The organism is Bacillus sp. FSL K6-2869 (genome assembly GCF_040869405.1).
Lineage (GTDB): Bacteria > Bacillota > Bacilli > Bacillales > Bacillaceae > Bacillus > Bacillus altitudinis.
This window is the reverse complement of the sequence record NZ_CP152035.1, coordinates 2,173,926-2,193,325: the sequence shown is the minus strand read 5'-3', so window position 1 is coordinate 2,193,325 and position 19,400 is coordinate 2,173,926. Positions and strand designations below refer to the sequence as shown.

Here is a 19,400-nt window from a genome sequence, read left to right as displayed (position 1 = left end):
ATATATCATATATAATGATGTCGAATTGAATAATGATCAATCTTCGGGGCAGGGTGTAATTCCCTACCGGCGGTGATGAGGCATAGTCTCTAAGCCCGCGAGCCTTTTTTGGCAGGATTCGGTGTGATTCCGAAGCCGACAGTATAGTCTGGATGGGAGAAGATGGAGGTTCGTAAACGTTGAAAACATGTCTGTTTATACGTTTATTTGTGTAGCCTAAATTTCCCGCTCCTGTGTATGTATTCAGAGCGGTTTTTTTGTGGCTAAAATTGAACAATCCTCTTTTCGAAAGATTTGATCGAAAAGGAGAGAGAATATTGAATCAAAGTAAAGTAAAACGTTTAGTTGTCATCAGCATGCTTAGCAGTATCGCATTTGTATTAATGTTATTGAATTTCCCTTTCCCTGGGCTTCCTGGGTATTTAAAAATTGATTTTAGTGATATTCCTGCGATTATTGCGATTTTAATTTATGGGCCAGGTGCTGGGATTGCTGTTGAAGCTTTAAAGAATCTACTGCACTACCTCATTCATGGTAGCATGTCCGGTGTTCCTGTGGATCAAGTAGCGAATTTTACAGCAGGTGTACTATTCATCTTACCGGTGGCTTTTATTTTTAAAAAGATTAAATCAGCAAGAGGGTTAGCGTGGTCCATGATTCTCGGAACATTACTCATGACAGTCATGATGAGCATCTTAAACTATTTCTTGTTCCTTCCTGCTTATACATGGTTTTTGAATGCACCCGTCCTGTCAGATCATGTGCTAAAGGCAACCATTACAGCAGGGATCTTGCCTTTTAACCTGATTAAAGGAATCATCATCACCATCGTCTTTAGTTTCATTTTTGTCAAAATGCGTCCATGGTTTGAAAATAAACGCCGACTTCAAAATAGTTAATATAAAAAAAGCCCCTTTTAAAGGGGCTTTTATCCTATTCATGCTTAAGTGGATCACCATCGAAAGTTTCGTCCGCAACTTTAATTGAGTCAGTTGGGCAACCTTCAAATGCATCAAGCATATCTTCTTCAAGTACTTCTGGAACTTCTACAGTCCCCTGATTGTCATCAAGCGTGACAAATGCAATGCCTTCATCATCATAATCATAAATGTCTGGAGCAGCTGCACCGCATGCGCCGCAAGCAATACATGTGTCTTTGTCTACAATTGTATATTTTGCCATGTTAAAAAAATACCTCCCAGATTGTTCGATGGAACAAATGGTTTAACCTTTTTAGTTTCACCGATAAAAAACCAATTTCCTCAAACCTTATTGTAATGATTTTAAATTCACATTTCAACTGTAAAGTGATTGAGAATGCTTATCACATAAGGGTTTGTTCATAACTTTCCCCCATTAATTGAGTTTAAACATTTCTTCTTCAATGAAATCTGTTAAAATAAAGGGAGAAAATATTCGAATTTTGTCAGGAAGACAGGTGCTTTGGTCAATGACGATTCATTACTTGGATGTCATGTTGATGGACAGCGTACATAAATTGAACGGCGAACGCTCCATTAGTGCTGTCTACCATCTTTTTAAAGGGAAAAAATCATCACAAACGATACAGGATGCAAGTTTGTTTCAGCTCTCTAGCTACTTCGGCTGCTATCCAGCTTTTACGAGGGATCAGCTGAATCGCTCTGTAAAAAGGCTGCTAGAGCAGCACTTAATCAGAAAGACAGAGGATACATTCATTGCCACAGATGAAGGAATAAGTATGCTAAGTCAGCGTTTTGCTGAAAAACCGATGCCATTTTATTTTGATGGTGCCAAGTATCATGATAAAGCAAAAATATTATGGATGAGGCTGTCTTTACTTGTGCAGGTCCTTTCACATCATGCAGCGCGATCACAACACTATGTGCCGATTCAAAGAGATATATCGGTTCAAAACTGGACGAAATCCTTCTTCTCGCAATATCACCAGAAGAAAAAGCTTTCTGAAGATATCCATCATGAGCTTGAAACACTTCTTGCTCATTTAACTGATCAAGAGGCACTGCTTTTTGTTTATTCATTGACTTCCAATGAAAGAATCGGACGGACGTACCAGCAAATGGCGGAATGGATGAAAGAAGATGTATGGTATGTTTACTTGCTTTTTTGGAATGTGCTCCATTATTTTATTCAATGTGCACAAAAAGGTGAGGCACCGATCATCCAGCGAATGATAGATGATCTTCAATTCAAACGTGTGCTGACCACCTCTACCCATAAAACGCTTGAGCTTGTACAAAAAGGGTTCAGTATTGATCAAATTGCTCATATTCGTTCATTAAAAAAAGCGACAATTGAAGATCATATTGTGGAGCTCTCGATACATGAGCCGAGCTTCTCGATCGAACCATATGTCAGCAGTGAAGCTCAAAAGGCGATACATGAGGTAGCCGGTCAGCTCCAAACCAACAAGATGAAGCTGATCAAAGAAAGTCTCGAGCATTCATTTACTTATTTTCAAATACGATTGGCATTGACAAGGATGGTGAAAGCAAGTGGATAAGCTTCATCAGACGCTGATGCGATACTTTGGTTATGATGCCTTCAAAACAGGTCAGGAGGACATTATTCGAAGTGTACTTCAACAAAAAGATACGGTTGCCATGCTTCCTACTGGTGGCGGGAAGTCACTTTGTTATCAAATTCCGGGCTATTTGACAGATGGGTTAGTGCTGATCATTTCACCTCTTTTATCACTCATGGAAGATCAAGTGGAACGCATGAAAATGCGCGGTGAAAAGCGAGTGGCTGCGCTTAACAGTACACTGTCTTTTCAAGAAAGAAGACATATTATTCGGCATTTGCCATCATATAAATTTTTATTTGTCGCACCTGAGGCGCTTATGTCAGAGGTATTGTTAGAGCAGCTCAAAGCGATGCATGTGGGTCTATTCGTTGTAGATGAAGCTCACTGTATATCGGAATGGGGACATGATTTCCGCCCGGAATACTCCAAGCTTGGGGAATGGAGGGAAGCGCTCGGCAATCCTGTCGCCTTAGCACTAACGGCAACTGCAACGAAACAAACCTTAAAAGATACTGTGCAAACATTGCGGCTAGAGCATCCAGATGTTCATATTCATTCAGTCAACCGGCCGAATATTGCACTATTAAAAGAGGCACATGAAACGAAAGAAGCAAAAGAGAAACGAGCACTGGAGCTTGTGGAAACCCTTCAAGGGCCTGGGCTGATTTATTGTCCGACCCGGCAAATGACAGAAGATATTTCACGTTTGGTGAAACAAAAAACGAATCAACGTGTAGAGTTTTATCATGGTGGAATGGAGTCAGGAGACCGCATGCTGATCCAGCAGCAATTTATCAGTGGTCAAATTGATCTCATTTGCTGTACAAGTGCTTTTGGAATGGGAATTGATAAAGCAAATATACGCTTTGTGATTCATATGAGTCCGCCTCAGTCAATTGAAGCATTTATGCAGGAAATTGGAAGAGCTGGACGGGACGGGAAAAATAGTGTGAGCGTTCTTTTATATACAGAAGAGGATGCGGATATTCAAAGTCATTTGATTCAAGCAGAAGGTTTTGATGATCTAGAAATTGATTTTTTCTTAGCCCGATTATCACACATGCCGATAAATGATGAAAAGAAATTACGTGAACAATTGATGGAAGCAGGGCTTCAGGAGACGCGCGCGCGAATGCTCTCGCATTATTACACGATGTACCAAACTGAACAGCCCCGTTTGCTCATGAAGAAGCTGAAAGAAAAGCTGCAGGATAGACAAACAGAAAAGCTAAAAAAAGTGTGGCAGTTTAAAGAGCATATCACTGGCCATCGCTGCTTTAGGCAATCTCTGTTATCATACTTTGATGAGCAGCTTGATCTAACGGAGGACGCTTCCTTTGGGAACTGCTGCTCTTCATGCGGACTTGACCTGTCTGATTACGAAAAAAAAGATCAACCATTGGAGCTGAATGAAATGAAACACTGGAAGACCGAGCTGGATCGTCTGTTTCACCTGACAAAAGAGGCGCAGCATTGATTGAACAACATCGCCGTATTATTGAAAAATTAACCGATCGACAAGTAGTAGAACAGTTGTATTTCACACAGCTGCTCATGCTGATTGTCTCTTTTTTACTAGGGATGTTTATGTTTGATCATTGGACTGATTTTACAGCCCTATGGCAGATCCGAGATATGCGTATCCTGACTTACGGAATTGGCGGCGCTTTGCTTGTAATTATTGTCGACGCTATTGTCATGAAGGTGTTTCCGGCTCATATGTATGATGATGGCGGATTAAATGAAAAAATGTTCAAAAACCGCAGCATCCCGCATATTGTTTGGTTAACGCTGCTCATTGCCTTTTCAGAAGAAATTTTATTTCGCGGGATCGTTCAGCAGCAATTTGGACTGGAGATTGCAAGCATTGTGTTTGCACTTCTTCACTTTCGCTACTTGTCAAAAATACTCTTGTTTATCCTTGTGGTTTCTATTAGTATTTTTTTAGGACTTTTATACGAGTGGACAGGGAATTTATTCGTTCCTGTCATGACACACTTTGTCATTGACCTAGTCTTTGCATGTCAAATTCGTTTTAAATATTGGGGGAGGGATGAACATGGAAGAAATGTCGAGAATGAAGAGAAAAAAGCAGCAGCTGACAAACATCCATGATGATGATGTAGAGGAAAATCTTGAAGAAGAAAAAGTGCATCCTTCAGATGACTCTCACTTTCCTACACGAGAAGATTTTCATGAATATAAAAAGCAGCGAACCAAAAAGGTGCGTAATCCATTGTTTACGACACTGGCTATTATCTTTCCTATTATTGTCGTCACGGTTTTCTTCCTGTTGATTTATTACACATCAAAGGAAATTAACGATAACAACAATCAAGGTGTTTATATTGATAAAACATCGAGTGCTGACACAGATCCAGTCCCGTCAGCACTTGTTGACACAAAAAATGATTCAAGCGCTGACAAAGCGGATGCGTCTGATGATGAGAAGAAAAAGAAAGATGCTGATAAAGAAAAGCAGCGTTCAAAAGAAAAAGCAGAGCAAAAGAAAAAAGAACAAGCCGCTAAAGAGAAGGCTGAGCGTGAAAAGGCCGAAGCTGCAAAAAAGCGTGAGCAGCAACAGCTCGCTCTTCAAAAACAGCAAGAAGAAAAAAAGCGAAAAGAAGCAGAAGAGAAAAAGAAGCAGGAAGAAAAGCCTGTTCGTGTCGTGCAGCATACTGTTGGACCAGAGGAAAACTTGTATCGAATTTCCATGAAGTATTATCAAAACCGATCAGGGGAAGAGAAAATTCGAGCTTACAATCATTTAAAAGGGAATAGCGTGTACAGCGGACAAGTATTGAATATCCCATTAGAAAATTAATATTTGACATGAATGAATCGAAAAGCACATACATATGTAGAAAAAAGGGACAAGGGTGTATGTGATGACATTGCACGCAATCAGCCGCTATATGGATCAGCCGACACAGAAAATGATTGAAACATTGATCAAAAGGAAACGCAAATACGAGGGGTTTGCAAAACAATGCAAAAGGTGGCAATGGACAGCCCTTTTATCACTTGCGATTCTTCTGTTTTATTTTGTGATAACAGCTAATAGCGGGGGCTCCCTGCAGCCGGAAGCGATGATTGCCACATTGCTTGGCCATGAGGTGTTTCTGTTTTGGATCATGGCTGAAGTGTTTGCTTTTTACGCATCGTATTATTATAAGAAAAAAGAAGAAAAGGCTGAGGATGAATATCATAAGCTCAGATGTGAAATTATACAGAAAAGCACAGATTTATGGCCTCAATCAAATCAATGGAAAGAGCGCGAGGCCGTTTTCCACTTCATGCAGACGCAATATGACATCAATCTCTATTATGAAAGTAAATAAATGAGCAAAAGACGTTTAAACAGTTGAAACGTCTTTTTTTATTCAAGCGTCTTATAAAAGAAAGCTGATACAAGGGAGTCATTCATAATGAAATATGCCATCGGATTTACTGCTGCCATAGCGGCTGTGACAACAGGTGTGTGTGTAACAGCGAAAATGGTGAAAACGGCAAAACAAAACAACATCAAAAAGCATTACTTTACAATAGAAGGACTTCAGTCAGATCGACCTGCAGTCATTTTCTTTATTTCTGATACCCATCGCCGTCTAATTAGTGATACTTTATTAGCGGAAGTAGAAGAGCAGCAGCCTGATGTCATTATGATCGGCGGGGACTTAGCTGAAAAGGGAGTCCCTTATGCTAGAGTCGAAGAAAATGTGAAACGTTTAGCAAGGATTGCCCCGGTGTATTTTGTGTGGGGGAATAACGACCATGAGCTGCATCAGCAAAAACTCAAAGACCTCCTCCATACCTATCAGGTGACGACATTGCAAAATGAGACGGCTGTGTGGAATTTTGAAGGACAGCCCATTAAAATAGGCGGAATCGATGATATCCGGCTTGAAAAAGCAGATTATGAAGCGATACGGCCGGAGTTTGTCAAAGAAGACGTGAATATCCTTTTATCACACAACCCAGATGTGCATCACTTGATGAGTGAAGAAGAGGGAATTGATCTTGTTTTGAGCGGTCATACCCATGGGGGTCAAATTCGTATTGGGAAATTTGGTCCGTATGAAAAAGGAAGAACAGGCCAAGTCAAAGGTGCTTTCTTTCTGATTAGTAATGGTTACGGTACAACAAAGATTCCGATGCGACTTGGAGCAGAACCAGAAACCCATCTGATCTATTTAATGCCGCTAAAAACGCGCTAAGTTGATGACCCATCAATATTTTCCATAAAAGTCACCGTAAGCATAGCTTCATGCTTGTCTTCCGTCTTGACACAGTGTAAACTGAATACAAAATTAAGAACCTATGACTCATCATCTCATATACTACAGTATGATGTGTGTTAGAAGAGGCAGGAGGGAACGTTATGCGGCTAGAGCGTCTGAATTATAATAAAATCAAAATTTTTCTCACACTAGATGATCTGACAGACCGAGGTCTTACGAAAGAAGACCTTTGGAAAGATTCGTTCAAAGTTCATCAGCTGTTTAAAGACATGATGAACGAAGCGAATCAGGAGCTCGGTTTTGAAGCGAATGGACCGATTGCTGTTGAAGTATTTTCTCTTCAGGCGCAGGGGATGGTCGTCATTGTGACAAAGAGTCAGCAGGAAGATGCTGATGATGAGTTTGATGAAGATTACATTGAGATGCAAGTCAAGCTCGACGAGAGCAAGCATGTGCTCTATCAATTTGCCTCGTTTGAAGATGTGATTCAATTGTCCCATAGTTTAAGTCGTATTGGACTTTTAGGGGGTACAGTTTACCATTATGAAGGTCAATATTTTCTCAGCCTAGATGATTTCGAAGAACTGTCTGCAGATACGGTCATTTCTATTTTAGCGGAGTTCGGTTCACCGACGACATTAACCATTCACCGGTTAAAAGAATACGGAAAAGTGATCATGCAGGAAGATGCAGTGAAAACGATTCAACTGTATTTTTAATCACTTTTTTCTATTATATTTAATACTGTTGTGATGAAACAACAGTATTTTTTTATATCCATTTTTATATTTATAAACGCTGATATTTTATTTTGATAAAAAACGCTTTTTACCTTTGCTTTACCAGTACGAAGGTGTATACTATTGCTTGAAAGGGAGCAGTAGATCATGAAAGATTTCTAGGGGGTTTATTTTAATGGCAGCCGATCAAAACGCCGCTCATAACGCAGAAGATAAGCTAGATGTTTTAAAGTCAACTCAAACCGTCATACATAAAGCGCTTGATAAATTGGGCTATCCGCAAGAAGTGTATGAATTGCTGAAGGAGCCAATTCGCCTATTAACGGTCAAAATTCCAGTACGTATGGATGATGGATCGGTGAAAATTTTCACTGGTTATCGTGCGCAGCATAATGATGCTGTCGGTCCAACAAAAGGCGGAATTCGATTCCACCCGAACGTTACTGAAAAAGAAGTAAAAGCGCTTTCAATTTGGATGAGTTTAAAATGTGGTATTGTGGATCTTCCTTATGGCGGAGGAAAAGGCGGTATTATCTGTGATCCAAGAGAAATGTCATTTAGGGAGCTTGAAAAACTAAGCCGCGGCTATGTTCGCGCAATTAGTCAAATCGTTGGACCAACAAAAGATGTTCCAGCACCAGATGTGTTTACAAACTCTCAAATCATGGCATGGATGATGGATGAGTATTCTAGAATTGATGAATTTAATTCGCCAGGATTTATTACAGGAAAACCAATTGTTCTTGGAGGCTCACATGGACGTGATACTGCAACGGCAAAAGGTGTAACGATCTGTATCAAAGAAGCGGCGAAGAAAAAAGGAATTGACATCAATGGGGCTCGTGTTGTCGTTCAGGGATTCGGAAATGCAGGAAGTTACTTGGCTAAATTTATGTATGATGCCGGAGCGAAAATCGTAGGAATTTCAGATGCTTACGGCGGTTTGTATGATGAAGATGGTCTCGATATTGACTACTTGCTTGACCGACGTGACAGCTTTGGAACCGTCACTAAATTATTTAATGATACAATTACAAACCAAGAGCTGCTTGAGCTAGATTGTGATATCTTAGTACCTGCAGCCATTGAAAATCAAATTACAGAAGATAATGCGGCGAACATTAAAGCCAAAATTGTCGTAGAAGCAGCAAATGGACCAACGACATTGGAAGGGACAAAAATTCTTTCAGATCGTGGTGTACTGCTTGTTCCAGACGTACTTGCAAGTGCGGGGGGAGTGACTGTTTCTTACTTTGAATGGGTTCAGAATAACCAAGGGTTCTACTGGACAGAAGAAGAAGTAGAAACTCGTTTAGAAGATATGATGGTGAAATCATTTAATAATATTTATGAAATGGCGCAAAACCGCCGTATTGATATGCGACTAGCAGCATATATGGTCGGTGTACGTAAAATGGCTGAAGCTTCTCGATTCAGAGGCTGGATTTAAGCGACTTATTTGCATCGCGCCTTAAAATCTCCTATCCTTAAATAGGAGATTTTTTTATGGAATCATGCAAAGAATCAAACAGCCCAGCAATTGCTATTGCAGTGAAACGACAGGAGTGGAACAAATGAAACAAGAAAAAGCGATCATAATAGGAGGCGGCCCGTGCGGTCTATCAGCTGCCATTGCATTCAAGCAAATTGGGATTGATGCACTTGTGATTGAAAAGGGCAATGTGGTCAACAGTATTTATCATTACCCTACACACCAAACCTTCTTCAGTACAAGTGAAAAGCTTGAGATCGGTGACGTCGCTTTTATCACTGAAAATCGGAAACCCGTTCGTATTCAGGCGCTTTCCTATTACCGAGAGGTGGTCAGGCGAAAAAGCCTTCGTGTGAATGCTTTTGAAAAGGTAAACGCTGTGACGAAAAAAGATGGCCGTTTTACGGTAAATACATCAAAAGACGACTATACATGTGACTATGTTGTGATTGCGACTGGCTACTATGATCATCCTAACTATATGAATGTAAAAGGGGAAGACCTTCCTCATGTGTATCATTATTTTAAAGAAGGACACCCCTACTTTGATAAAGATGTGACGGTGATCGGCGGGAAGAACTCTAGTGTTGATGCTGCCCTGGAACTTGTGAAATGCGGAAGCAGGGTGACAGTTTTATATAGAGGAACTGAATATTCATCCAGCATCAAACCTTGGATTTTACCAGAGTTTGAAGCGCTTGTTCGAAATGAAACCATTCGAATGGAGTTCGGTGCAGAGGTGAAGGAAATCACAGAACAGGATATTGTCTTTACAAACCAGCAGGGCCAAACGGATCGAGTGAAAAGTGATTATGTGTTTGCGATGACAGGTTATCATCCTGATCACTCATTTTTAGAAAAAATGGGTGTAACAATCGATCCAGAATCAGGTCGCCCAGCATTTGATGAACAAACAATGGAAACAAATGTAGAAGGTATTTTCATTGCAGGGGTCATTGCAGCTGGTAACAACGCCAACGAAATTTTCATTGAAAATGGAAGATTTCATGGCGGGTTAATTGCAGAAGAAATCAACAAAAGAATCAACGGGTAAAAAAAGAACTGGGTCCTTCTAAGGGATTCAGTTCTTTTTTATGTAAATTGGGATTATATAGAAGATTATTTTTGGGAAAATGGGCTCGAGTCATATAAAAAAGGGGTGATTCGTGGTACGATAATAAAGGATAATGTAGGGAAAGAGGTCTGATTATGATCGCAATCATTTCAGCAGGTTTAGCTCCCGGCATCGCACTTTTAAGTTATTTTTATTTGAAAGATCAATACGACAATGAGCCGGTTCATATGGTCATCAGATCTTTTATGCTAGGTGTCATACTTGTGTTTCCAACCATGTTTATTCAGTATGTCCTCCAAGAGGAAAATATCGCCACGAATCCTATCGTGATTTCATTTGTGACATCGGGTTTTTTAGAAGAATCATTAAAGTGGTTTATTTTAATGGTCAGTGTCTATGCGCACGTACAGTTTGATGAACACTATGACGGGATTGTCTATGGAACAAGTGTCTCGCTTGGATTTGCGACACTTGAAAATATTTTGTACTTAGTGGGTCATGGGGTAGAGTACGCGTTTACACGTGCCTTGCTGCCTGTATCAAGCCACGCTTTATTTGGTGTGGTGATGGGATTTTATATAGGTAAAGCTCGCTTCTCTGATAAAAAAGAGCAGCGAAAATGGCTGATTCTCTCTTTAATACTTCCTATTCTTTTTCATGGCTTATATGATTTCATTCTTCTTGGCATGAAAAATTGGGGATATATTATGTTGCCGTTCATGATTTTTTTATGGTGGTTTGGTCTGCGGAAAGCCAAAAAAGCCCGTGCCGTGAAGATGGTACAAATTTAAATTGGAAAACGTCCTATACGTCTTTAGGGCGTTTTTTGTCTTTTCCATCCAATTCCCTCCTGTGATGAATGTATAAAAATAGGGATCGGAAGAAACATATATTCAAACATCAAAAGTACAGGAGGATCAAATATGGACAAAGCTCGTTTTATGAAACAAATCGTCCTTATCTTCTCAATTGTTCTGCTCGCGTCTTCATTGATGACAGCTGAAAAAAGTGAAGCTTTCACGAATCAAGTGATTCAGCGGGGAGCTACAGGAGAAGATGTCGTCGAGCTCCAGGCAAGGCTCCAATACAATGGTTTTTACAATGGAAAAATAGACGGGGTGTATGGCTGGGGAACTTACTGGGCCGTGCGCAATTTTCAAAGCCAGTTTGGTGTAAAGAAAGTCGATGGACTCGTAGGGGAAAAAACAAAAAGCCTATTAGTTCAAAAGACGAAATACTATAAAGAGTTTGTGCAACAGCAGTTGCAAAAAGGGAATCAGTTTACGCACTATGGCGGGAAACCTCTTGATCAGCAAACAAAGGCTCCTGCGCAAAGAAACACGCAAAAAAAGACAGCACAAGGTGCAAAAGAGAATCAAAAAAGTCAAAGCGGAGGCAACAGCTCGTCTGGGAAGTCTGGAAACCAGTCAGGAAATGGTCAAGCAAATCAAACGCCGAAACAAACAGCAGCCAACATGCCAGGTGGTTTTTCAAGCAATGACATTCAGCTTCTTTCACAAGCTGTTTATAGTGAAGCGAGAGGTGAACCTTATGAAGGACAGGTAGCGATCGCAGCCGTCATCTTAAACCGTTTAAACAACCCGACCTTTCCAAACACGATTGCTGGTGTCATTTTTGAACCGCTTGCGTTTACTGCTGTAGCAGATGGACAATTTTATATGGCGCCAAATGAAACCGCTAAAAAGGCAGTATTTGATGCCATTAATGGCTGGGACCCATCTGAAAGCGCCGTTTATTACTTTAATCCTGATACAGCAACAAGCCCATGGATTTGGGGAAGACCACAAATTAAACGAATCGGGAAACATATTTTCTGTGAATAAAAAGAGGTGTAAATAAATGATCAGAGGAATATTGATTGCTATTTTAGGAATTGCTGTCATCTCAACAGGATACTGGGGCTATAAAGAGCATCAAGAAAAAGATGCAGTGCTGCTTCATGCAGAGAACAACTATCAAAGAGCCTTCCATGATTTAACGTATCAAGTCGATCAGCTGCACGATAAACTTGGCGCAACACTTGCGATGAATAGCCAAACATCTATATCTCCAGCACTGGCAGATGTATGGAGAATGTCATCAGAAGCGCATAACAATGTCAGTCAGCTTCCGCTCACATTGATGCCTTTTAACAAAACAGAAGAGTTTCTAGCGAATGTGGGTGACTTTAGCTACAAATCGTCACTTAAATCTTTATCAGATGAACCATTAAACAAAGATACACACAAAACCATTACCACTTTATATGATCAAGCGGCAGATATTCAAAACGAACTTAGACAAGTGCAGCATCTCGTACTCAACAAAAATTTAAAATGGATGGATGTTGAAATGGCACTGGCTGATGGAGATCGAAAAAACGACAACACCATCATTGACGGATTAAAAACCGTTGAAAGAAATGCTGATGCGTTTGCAGATGTTGATCTTGGCCCTACAAATGTGTCAACTGAATCAGAAACGCAAGGCTACAATCACTTAAAAGGGCAAAAGATTTCAAAAAAAGAAGCGATTCGCATCGCCCAGCAATTTGCGCCTGACCATAACAAAGATTTTAAGGTGAGAAAAAGTGGGAGTAAAACGAACCGTGATGTCTACAGCCTGTCAATGTCTGACCCAGACAACCGGGCAAACTTTTATTTAGACTTGACTGAAAAAGGCGGCCATCCTGTCTATCTTCTTCAGAACCGTGAAGTGAAAAAACAAAAAATCAGTTTAAATGATGCCTCAGAAAAAGCACTAAGTTTCTTAAAGAAGCATGGATTCGATACTGAATCATTTCATTTAGATGAGAGTGCGCAATTTGATAATATCGGCGTATTTACCTATGTCCCTTTACAGAATAACGTATTGCTTTATCCAGATAGCATTCGAATGAAAGTCGCTTTAGATGATGGTGAGGTTGTGGGATTCTCAGCGAAAGACTATTTAATGAATCACAGAAAACGTGACATAAAAGCACCAAAGATTTCTCGAAAAGAAGCTGAAAAGACCTTAAATAAACATGTGAAGATCGAGGATACACATGTAGCTCTTGTTCAAAATGATATGTCAGAGGAAGTTCTCTGCTATGAGTTTTTAGGAACCATTAAAAACGACACGTACCGAATGTTCATTAATGCAGATACTGGAAAAGAAGAAAGAGTAGATAAACTAAAAAATGCAGAACCTATATATAAAGACCTATAGAAAAGGGGGCGAGGAAAAGGCGAATAAGCCTTTTCCTTTTGTTTTATACATGGTTTAATATAAGAGAGGATACGATTTCACAGATGAAAAGAGTGATGAGGAATGTTACAAATAGGGGATGCAATCACAATTGAGTATGTCAATGAGAACAAAGAAGTGAAAACCGCAAAATCGAAAGTTTTGGAAAATAATAACGATGATATTTGCATTAATTATCCAGCTGATAAAGAAACGGGGCGCACGATCTATTTAAATCAAGAAACAGAAATCACCGTCTTCTTTTTCGATGAAAATCAAATTCCATACAAATGTACAAGCAAAGTCATTGGGAAAAGAAAAGAAGATATCCCGATGATTGTCGTTTCGATTCCGCCAAAAGAAGAAATGATTCGGCTTCAGCGAAGAGAATATCTTCGAGTGGATACGATGGTGAAAGCGTCCATTACGCAAAATGGTGAAGAAACCTTCGACACATTTATTGTCAATATGAGTGCTGGCGGTGTAGCAATTGCTGTTCCAGAAGGTGTCTCACTAAAAGAATATGGCGAGGTCGTCACAGAGTTTGAACTTTCACTTAAAGAACCAGTGAAAATTAAAGCGATTGCAGAAATGAATCGTGTTTATCAAGATGAACAGACGGGGAAAATAAGAGCGATCATGGAATTTACTGAAATCACAAACGACCACCAGCAACACATCATGAAGTATTGCTTCCAGCAGCAGCTTCTAACACGTGTGAAAAAAGTATAAGAATAAAGGTTGTCAAAAGCTTCCATACTAGAGAGAAAGAATCTAGCGTTGGAGGCTTTTTGTATGAAAACAATGGAAAGATGGCTATTCAAAGCAGTGCTCATTCAGCTCATTCTGCTTTTGGCGGTTCAGGTCACCCTTCACTTGACGAAAGGAGAACTATTTTTGTCAAAAGTCGTACAATACGAGGGTGTGAATAACATGAGCATTGAAGATTGGATTGAGACATTTAAGCAAAAGGATTGATAGAAAATTCCCCCGTTTGAGCGGTGATCGTGTTACAATTCATAAGGGAGATTCAATCAAGGAGAGGTATTATGAAAAAGAAATTATCTATCGCAATTGACGGTCCTGCTGCAGCAGGAAAAAGCACTGTGGCAAAAATTGTCGCAGCGAAAAAATCATATATTTATATCGATACAGGTGCGATGTACCGCGCAATTACACTTGCAGCACTCAATCAAGGCGTAGACCTTGAAGACGAACAGGCACTTGATGCGTTATTGAAAAACACAGTCATTGAACTTGTGTCAACTGACGAAGGTCAAAAAGTACATTTAGACACGATCGATGTCACAGAAGACATCAGAACAGACCGCGTAAGCAATCAAGTCTCTGTTGTTGCAAAGCATCGAGCTGTCCGGGAAGAAATGGTCCGCAGGCAGCAAGAGCTGGGGAACCGAGGCGGTGTCGTCATGGATGGAAGAGACATTGGCACGCATGTTCTTCCAGATGCAGAAGTGAAAATTTTCTTGCTTGCGTCAGTAGAGGAAAGAGCAAAACGTCGTTTTGAAGAAAATCAGAAAAAAGGCTATGATGTCAATTACGATCAGCTGATCGAAGAGATTGCAAGACGTGACAAGCTTGATTCTGAGCGGGAGGTATCACCGCTGAAGAAAGCAGATGATGCCATTGAAATTGACACGACTTCCCTTTCTATTCAAGAGGTTGCAGGTAAAATTTTAGATGCAGCAGAGCGTGTAGAAAAACAGTAAGAAATTTTAGAAAACTTTTATAAGTTAGAGGTTTATCTCTTGACAAACAAGGTCTTTTATTAGAAGTTTATACTAATACTATTTTTATTGATCATTCAAGCAATTCTGTTGATTTGAATGTTTCTATAATACATATTCGGCTGGCAATCATCATGCTAAGGACACATATTCACCCAGTCGTTTTAACTAAGCTGTGTAGGTTTGGACCAAGGAGGTTATCGAAATGACAGAGGAAATGAATCAAATCGATGTTCAGGTACCAGAGGTTGGAGATGTAGTGAAAGGGATTGTTTCTAAAGTTGAGGACAAGCATGTCAATGTAGATATCGTCAATGTGAAACAACCTGGGATCATCCCAATCAGTGAATTATCAAGTCTTCACGTTGAAAAAGCATCAGATGTCGTGAAAGATGGCGACGAGTTAGAGCTTAAAGTAACAAAGGTCGAAGACGATGCTTTGATTTTATCGAAACGTGCTGTTGATGCAGACCGCGCTTGGGAAGACCTAGAGAAAAAGTTTGAAACAAAAGAAGTATTTGAAGCAGAAGTAAAAGACGTTGTCAAAGGTGGTCTAGTGGTCGACATTGGTGTTCGCGGATTTATTCCTGCGTCTCTTGTTGAGGCACACTATGTAGAAGACTTCACTGACTACAAAGGAAAAACACTCTCGCTTGTTGTGGTAGAGCTTGACCGCGAAAAAAACCGCGTGATTCTATCGCATCGTGCAGTCGTTGAGCAAGAACAATTAGACAAGAAGCAAGACTTCCTGCAAAAGCTTGCAGTAGGCAGTGTGATTGATGGAAAAGTGCAGCGCCTGACGGACTTTGGTGCATTTGTTGACATTGGCGGCATTGATGGATTAGTTCACATTTCTCAACTATCCCATGCGCATGTCGAAAAGCCATCTGACGTTGTTGAAGAAGGACAGGAAGTGAAAGTCAAAGTTCTTGCTGTTGACCGCGATAACGAACGTATCTCACTATCTATTAAAGAAACATTACCAGGACCTTGGAGCCAAATTGGTGAAAAGGTAAAACAAGGTGATGTTCTTGAAGGAACCGTTCAACGTCTTGTGAGCTTTGGAGCATTTGTTGAAATTCTGCCAGGTGTAGAAGGACTTGTGCATATTTCCCAAATTTCACACAAACATATCGGTACTCCTCAAGAAGTCCTTGAAGAAGGGCAGACTGTGAAAGTGAAAGTGCTTGATGTCAATGAAGATGAAGAGCGCATTTCACTTAGCATTCGTGAATTAGAAGAGAATCCTGAAAAACAAATCGAAGAGGATTACCGTCAATATCAGGCGAAAGAAGAAAATACAAGCGGATTCCAGCTTGGTGACCTGATTGGTGATAAACTCAATAAACTAAAATAATTTGGTGATCAAAATTGACGCGAGCAGAAAGAAAGAAACAGCATATTGAGCATGCTTTGTCGACTGGCCAGCATGCAGCAACAGGTTTACAAGATGTTTCCTTCGTTCACGCCAGTTTACCAGATCTTGCGACATCACAAATTGATACACATACGACAATTGGCGGACTGACTTTCGGTTCGCCAATTTTTATCAATGCAATGACTGGTGGAGGCGGAGAATCGACCTATGAGATTAATCGCTCTTTATCTATCGCAGCGAAGGAAACCAATATTCCAGTAGCAGTCGGATCACAAATGGCTGCACTGAAAGATGCAGACGAACGTCGTACGTATGAAGTGGTTCGAAAGGTGAATCCAGATGGACTCGTTTTTGCCAATTTGGGCAGTGAGGCGACAATTCAGCAAGCACGGGATGCCGTTGACATGCTGGGGGCAAACATGCTCCAAATTCACTTAAACGTGATTCAAGAGATCGTCATGCCTGAAGGAGATCGTGATTTCAGAGGTGCTGTTGAGCGGATCTCAGCCATTGCTGAATCAATTGAGGTGCCTGTTGTCGTCAAAGAAGTTGGATTTGGGATGAGTAAGGAAACAGCAAAGAAATTATTTGATGCTGGAGTTGCTGGTGTTGATGTAGGTGGATTTGGGGGAACGAATTTTTCTAAAATCGAGAACCTGCGCCGTCAAAAAGCACTTCGCTATTTTGACCAGTGGGGAATTCCAACTGCAGCGAGTCTGGCTGAAGTACATACAGCCTTTCCAGATCAAACCGTCCTAGCTTCTGGAGGCATTCAAGATGCACTTGATGTGACAAAATCAATTGCTCTTGGTGCGTCTGCCGTTGGATTAGCCGGCTTTTTCTTAAAATCCCTGACGAGTGGAGGAGAAAAGGGCCTCATCTCTGATATCATTGATCTACAAGATGATGTGAAGATGTTGATGACAGTACTTGGCATGAAAACAATTGAGGAGCTAAGGCAAGCTCCGATTGTGCTTACAGGGGAAACAAGTCATTGGCTAAAAGAAAGAGGCGTGGATACTACGTACTATAGTTTAAGAAATAAGAAGACAAAGGACTAAATGAAATGTAGCCCTTTGTCTTCTTTTCAGCGTGAAAGAAAACTTTTTTTGTCTATGAAAGACAACTGCTTTTTGCGGAGCGAATTTGACATTCGTGAGCACCAATGCGCAGGACTGACACTGAATGCGAGGGTTTGCCTGCACGCTGAGACATGTGGTAATCACATGTCTTTTTTTTATTGATTTCTTTTGCGAGCGTCTTCCGGGCCTTCTAAAGTTGTTGCCCCTTTGTGATGAATGGATTGATCGCGATCAGATTCAACTCTTCTTGACGCCTTTAGGCGTTTTTCCTGTCTATCCTTACCCATTATACATCCCTCCTCAACTATTAGGGTGTCATCTCTTGTTTATTTCATGCAAATCCCGCACCTTCTCATACGTTTAAAAACTGGAGATTTTCCCATAATGTAATTGAGGTGATGAGGGTTGGAGGCATTGTACTATTATTGGTCAATATGGTTCGTTTGGATTATGGTGACATTTATCATGGAGAAAAGCACGTGGCGCAATGTGCTAGGCGTATGTGTTCTCATTCATATTATATGCAGTCATGTCATGGTTTCTATTTTAGACATTAGGATCAATGCAGGATTTTTGATGACCTTTTTATATGCTTGCATGTCATTCGTGATCTTTCGGCCTGCTCATCGAATCATGCGAATCATGCAATTAGGTTCCATGGTCAGTGCGTATGCCTTTTTTATGATTTTTGCATTATATGATCCAGTTTGGTTCACGATAATAAAGGTGGACTGGGTTGTATTTGCCTTGCTGATCTTGATGTGTTTAACATATGGGCATCAGTTAACGGAACGGATCACTTTATGGATGATGGCTATATGTCTGGGGGAAGCCCTTTATGCGCTTACGATTCATCGCCTCACATCTTCCATTGTCATAGGAGATCTCTCGTTTCTTTCCATGGCTGTTCAAGGAGCTGTCTTTCTATTAGGTGTAGGTCAGCTTGAAAAACTCTTGAACACCCGTTCATCTAGAAAACCAGTAAAAGGGGCTGCAAAATCAACATGACGGATTACACGTTTCCTGTGATTATTGGTGTCATCTTTGGGATGGCGGCTAGGCTTTATATGCTAAGAACTGATTATCGGCAATATCCCACATATATTCATGGACAAGTGATTCACATTGCGCTAGGTTTTATCGCATCAGGGCTTGGTGCTATTATTATGCCTGCGCTGATTCAGGAAGAATTCACTGCAATTACCTTTCTGACGCTTGCAGCCACGCAATTTCGTGATGTGCGTAATATGGAAAGAAATACATTGACCCAAATGGATTCGTATGAGCTTGTCTCACGAGGCAGTACATATATCGAAGGCATTGCGATCGCCTTTGAAAGTCGAAATTATATTGCCATTCTTACTGCCCTTATTACAACGACCGCCTGTATTTTCTTTTCGCTCGTCGTTGGGACTGTGGTCGGTATTCTTTGTTTTTTCATGGCAAAACTATTAATGTCAGGGAGCCAATTAAAGGATATCGTGAATATTCAAAAAGGGGAACTTCGTTTTGACGGCGCAGGACTTTACGTAAATGATATTTACATTATGAATATCGGGCTGCCTGAAAAGCAAAAATTGATTTTAGAGCATGGAATGGGGTTCATCTTGACTCCGAAGAATTTTAACTCGGCCACAACCATCGCAAACCTTGGGCAGCGGCAAGCCATCTTATTTGATTTATCCAACGTGCTTGGTGTATACCGAGATTCTGGTGAACCATCGCTTTGTCCGCTTGCAAAACGTGATCTGAATAATGGCACACTTGGCGTATTCATTTTACCGCAATGGCAGCGTGAAGATTTGGCTGTCCGTGTATTAGAAGAGGTGCCTATTTTAGAAAATGCCATTAGAATGCCGACAGATTTCATTAAAAAGAAAGTGAGGTAATAG

22 protein-coding genes and 1 riboswitch are annotated in these 19,400 nt (G+C 40.5%); of the genes, 20 read left to right on the top strand and 2 right to left on the bottom strand.

From position 1 onward, the window contains the following. The first annotated feature begins 35 nt into the window (after positions 1-35). Positions 36-168: riboswitch (FMN riboswitch) on the top strand. A gap of 149 nt (positions 169-317) precedes the next feature. After that, positions 318-899, top strand: a complete 582-nt coding sequence (locus MHI58_RS11235) for an ECF transporter S component (protein ID WP_008344490.1) — start codon at positions 318-320, stop codon at positions 897-899. 34 nt (positions 900-933) lie between these two features. Here MHI58_RS11235 and MHI58_RS11230 read toward each other — a convergent pair whose 3' ends face one another. Then, entirely contained in the window at positions 934-1,182 is a 249-nt protein-coding gene (locus MHI58_RS11230; RefSeq protein ID WP_008344492.1) for a ferredoxin, read from the bottom strand. Between the two features lie 268 nt (positions 1,183-1,450). On the opposite strand from MHI58_RS11230, the gene MHI58_RS11225 reads away from it, so the two are divergent. The 17 genes from MHI58_RS11225 to fni all read left to right on the top strand — a co-directional run bounded on the left by MHI58_RS11225 (position 1,451) and on the right by fni (position 17,487). Then, entirely contained in the window at positions 1,451-2,503 is a 1,053-nt protein-coding gene (locus tag MHI58_RS11225; protein WP_041507011.1) for a helix-turn-helix domain-containing protein, read from the top strand. After that, complete coding sequence (locus MHI58_RS11220) at positions 2,496-4,004, top strand: ATP-dependent DNA helicase RecQ (RefSeq protein ID WP_041507012.1); 1,509 nt, start codon at positions 2,496-2,498, stop codon at positions 4,002-4,004. The genes MHI58_RS11225 and MHI58_RS11220 overlap by 8 nt, the downstream gene beginning before the upstream one ends. Next, positions 4,001-4,642 (top strand): CPBP family intramembrane glutamic endopeptidase, encoded by a 642-nt coding sequence (locus tag MHI58_RS11215; protein ID WP_008344498.1) that lies wholly within the window; start codon positions 4,001-4,003, stop codon positions 4,640-4,642. The genes MHI58_RS11220 and MHI58_RS11215 overlap by 4 nt, the downstream gene beginning before the upstream one ends. Beyond that, complete coding sequence (locus tag MHI58_RS11210) at positions 4,587-5,351, top strand: LysM peptidoglycan-binding domain-containing protein (protein WP_039963980.1); 765 nt, start codon at positions 4,587-4,589, stop codon at positions 5,349-5,351. The genes MHI58_RS11215 and MHI58_RS11210 overlap by 56 nt, the downstream gene beginning before the upstream one ends. Before the next feature lie 64 nt (positions 5,352-5,415). Beyond that, on the top strand, positions 5,416-5,868 hold the full coding sequence (locus tag MHI58_RS11205) for a DUF2663 family protein (RefSeq protein ID WP_007500988.1): 453 nt from the start codon (positions 5,416-5,418) through the stop codon (positions 5,866-5,868). Positions 5,869-5,955: 87 nt separating this feature from the next. Continuing rightward, positions 5,956-6,744, top strand: coding sequence for a metallophosphoesterase (locus MHI58_RS11200; protein WP_041507013.1), 789 nt, complete (start codon positions 5,956-5,958; stop codon positions 6,742-6,744). 164 nt (positions 6,745-6,908) lie between these two features. Beyond that, entirely contained in the window at positions 6,909-7,487 is a 579-nt protein-coding gene (locus MHI58_RS11195) for a genetic competence negative regulator (protein ID WP_007500984.1), read from the top strand. Positions 7,488-7,683: 196 nt separating this feature from the next. After that, on the top strand, positions 7,684-8,958 hold the full coding sequence (locus MHI58_RS11190; protein ID WP_007500982.1) for a Glu/Leu/Phe/Val dehydrogenase: 1,275 nt from the start codon (positions 7,684-7,686) through the stop codon (positions 8,956-8,958). Between the two features lie 124 nt (positions 8,959-9,082). Then, complete coding sequence (locus MHI58_RS11185; protein ID WP_045034328.1) at positions 9,083-10,054, top strand: YpdA family putative bacillithiol disulfide reductase; 972 nt, start codon at positions 9,083-9,085, stop codon at positions 10,052-10,054. A gap of 155 nt (positions 10,055-10,209) precedes the next feature. Then, positions 10,210-10,866 (top strand): glutamic-type intramembrane protease PrsW, encoded by a 657-nt coding sequence (gene prsW / locus MHI58_RS11180; RefSeq protein ID WP_008344507.1) that lies wholly within the window; start codon positions 10,210-10,212, stop codon positions 10,864-10,866. A gap of 132 nt (positions 10,867-10,998) precedes the next feature. Next, on the top strand, positions 10,999-11,919 hold the full coding sequence (gene sleB / locus MHI58_RS11175; protein ID WP_045034327.1) for a spore cortex-lytic enzyme: 921 nt from the start codon (positions 10,999-11,001) through the stop codon (positions 11,917-11,919). A 16-nt stretch (positions 11,920-11,935) separates the two neighbouring features. Continuing rightward, positions 11,936-13,285 (top strand): germination protein YpeB, encoded by a 1,350-nt coding sequence (ypeB, locus tag MHI58_RS11170; protein WP_008344510.1) that lies wholly within the window; start codon positions 11,936-11,938, stop codon positions 13,283-13,285. Positions 13,286-13,387: 102 nt separating this feature from the next. After that, positions 13,388-14,035 (top strand): flagellar brake protein, encoded by a 648-nt coding sequence (locus MHI58_RS11165; RefSeq protein ID WP_045034326.1) that lies wholly within the window; start codon positions 13,388-13,390, stop codon positions 14,033-14,035. A 63-nt stretch (positions 14,036-14,098) separates the two neighbouring features. Beyond that, the gene (locus tag MHI58_RS11160) at positions 14,099-14,281 is read left to right on the top strand and encodes a YpfB family protein (protein ID WP_008344514.1); all 183 of its coding nucleotides are present in this window, start codon (positions 14,099-14,101) and stop codon (positions 14,279-14,281) included. Between the two features lie 71 nt (positions 14,282-14,352). Next, positions 14,353-15,030 carry a (d)CMP kinase gene (gene cmk, locus MHI58_RS11155; RefSeq protein WP_017359766.1) on the top strand — a complete coding sequence of 226 codons (678 nt, stop codon included), beginning with the start codon at positions 14,353-14,355 and terminating at the stop codon, positions 15,028-15,030. A gap of 223 nt (positions 15,031-15,253) precedes the next feature. Further along, positions 15,254-16,405: a 30S ribosomal protein S1 gene (gene rpsA / locus MHI58_RS11150; protein WP_008344519.1), complete on the top strand. Its 1,152-nt coding sequence runs from the start codon at positions 15,254-15,256 to the stop codon at positions 16,403-16,405. Positions 16,406-16,419: 14 nt separating this feature from the next. After that, the gene (gene fni, locus MHI58_RS11145; protein WP_045034325.1) at positions 16,420-17,487 is read left to right on the top strand and encodes a type 2 isopentenyl-diphosphate Delta-isomerase; all 1,068 of its coding nucleotides are present in this window, start codon (positions 16,420-16,422) and stop codon (positions 17,485-17,487) included. 176 nt (positions 17,488-17,663) lie between these two features. On the opposite strand, the gene MHI58_RS11140 is transcribed toward fni, so the two are convergent. After that, positions 17,664-17,795: a YpzI family protein gene (locus MHI58_RS11140; RefSeq protein WP_008344525.1), complete on the bottom strand. Its 132-nt coding sequence runs from the start codon at positions 17,793-17,795 to the stop codon at positions 17,664-17,666. A gap of 178 nt (positions 17,796-17,973) precedes the next feature. Here MHI58_RS11140 and MHI58_RS11135 point away from each other — a divergent pair, with 178 nt between their 5' ends. Both MHI58_RS11135 and MHI58_RS11130 read left to right on the top strand, forming a co-directional pair. Then, positions 17,974-18,516 (top strand): hypothetical protein, encoded by a 543-nt coding sequence (locus MHI58_RS11135; RefSeq protein ID WP_017359763.1) that lies wholly within the window; start codon positions 17,974-17,976, stop codon positions 18,514-18,516. Beyond that, positions 18,513-19,397, top strand: a complete 885-nt coding sequence (locus MHI58_RS11130) for a YIEGIA family protein (RefSeq protein ID WP_007500964.1) — start codon at positions 18,513-18,515, stop codon at positions 19,395-19,397. The genes MHI58_RS11135 and MHI58_RS11130 overlap by 4 nt, the downstream gene beginning before the upstream one ends. Positions 19,398-19,400 lie beyond the last annotated feature (3 nt).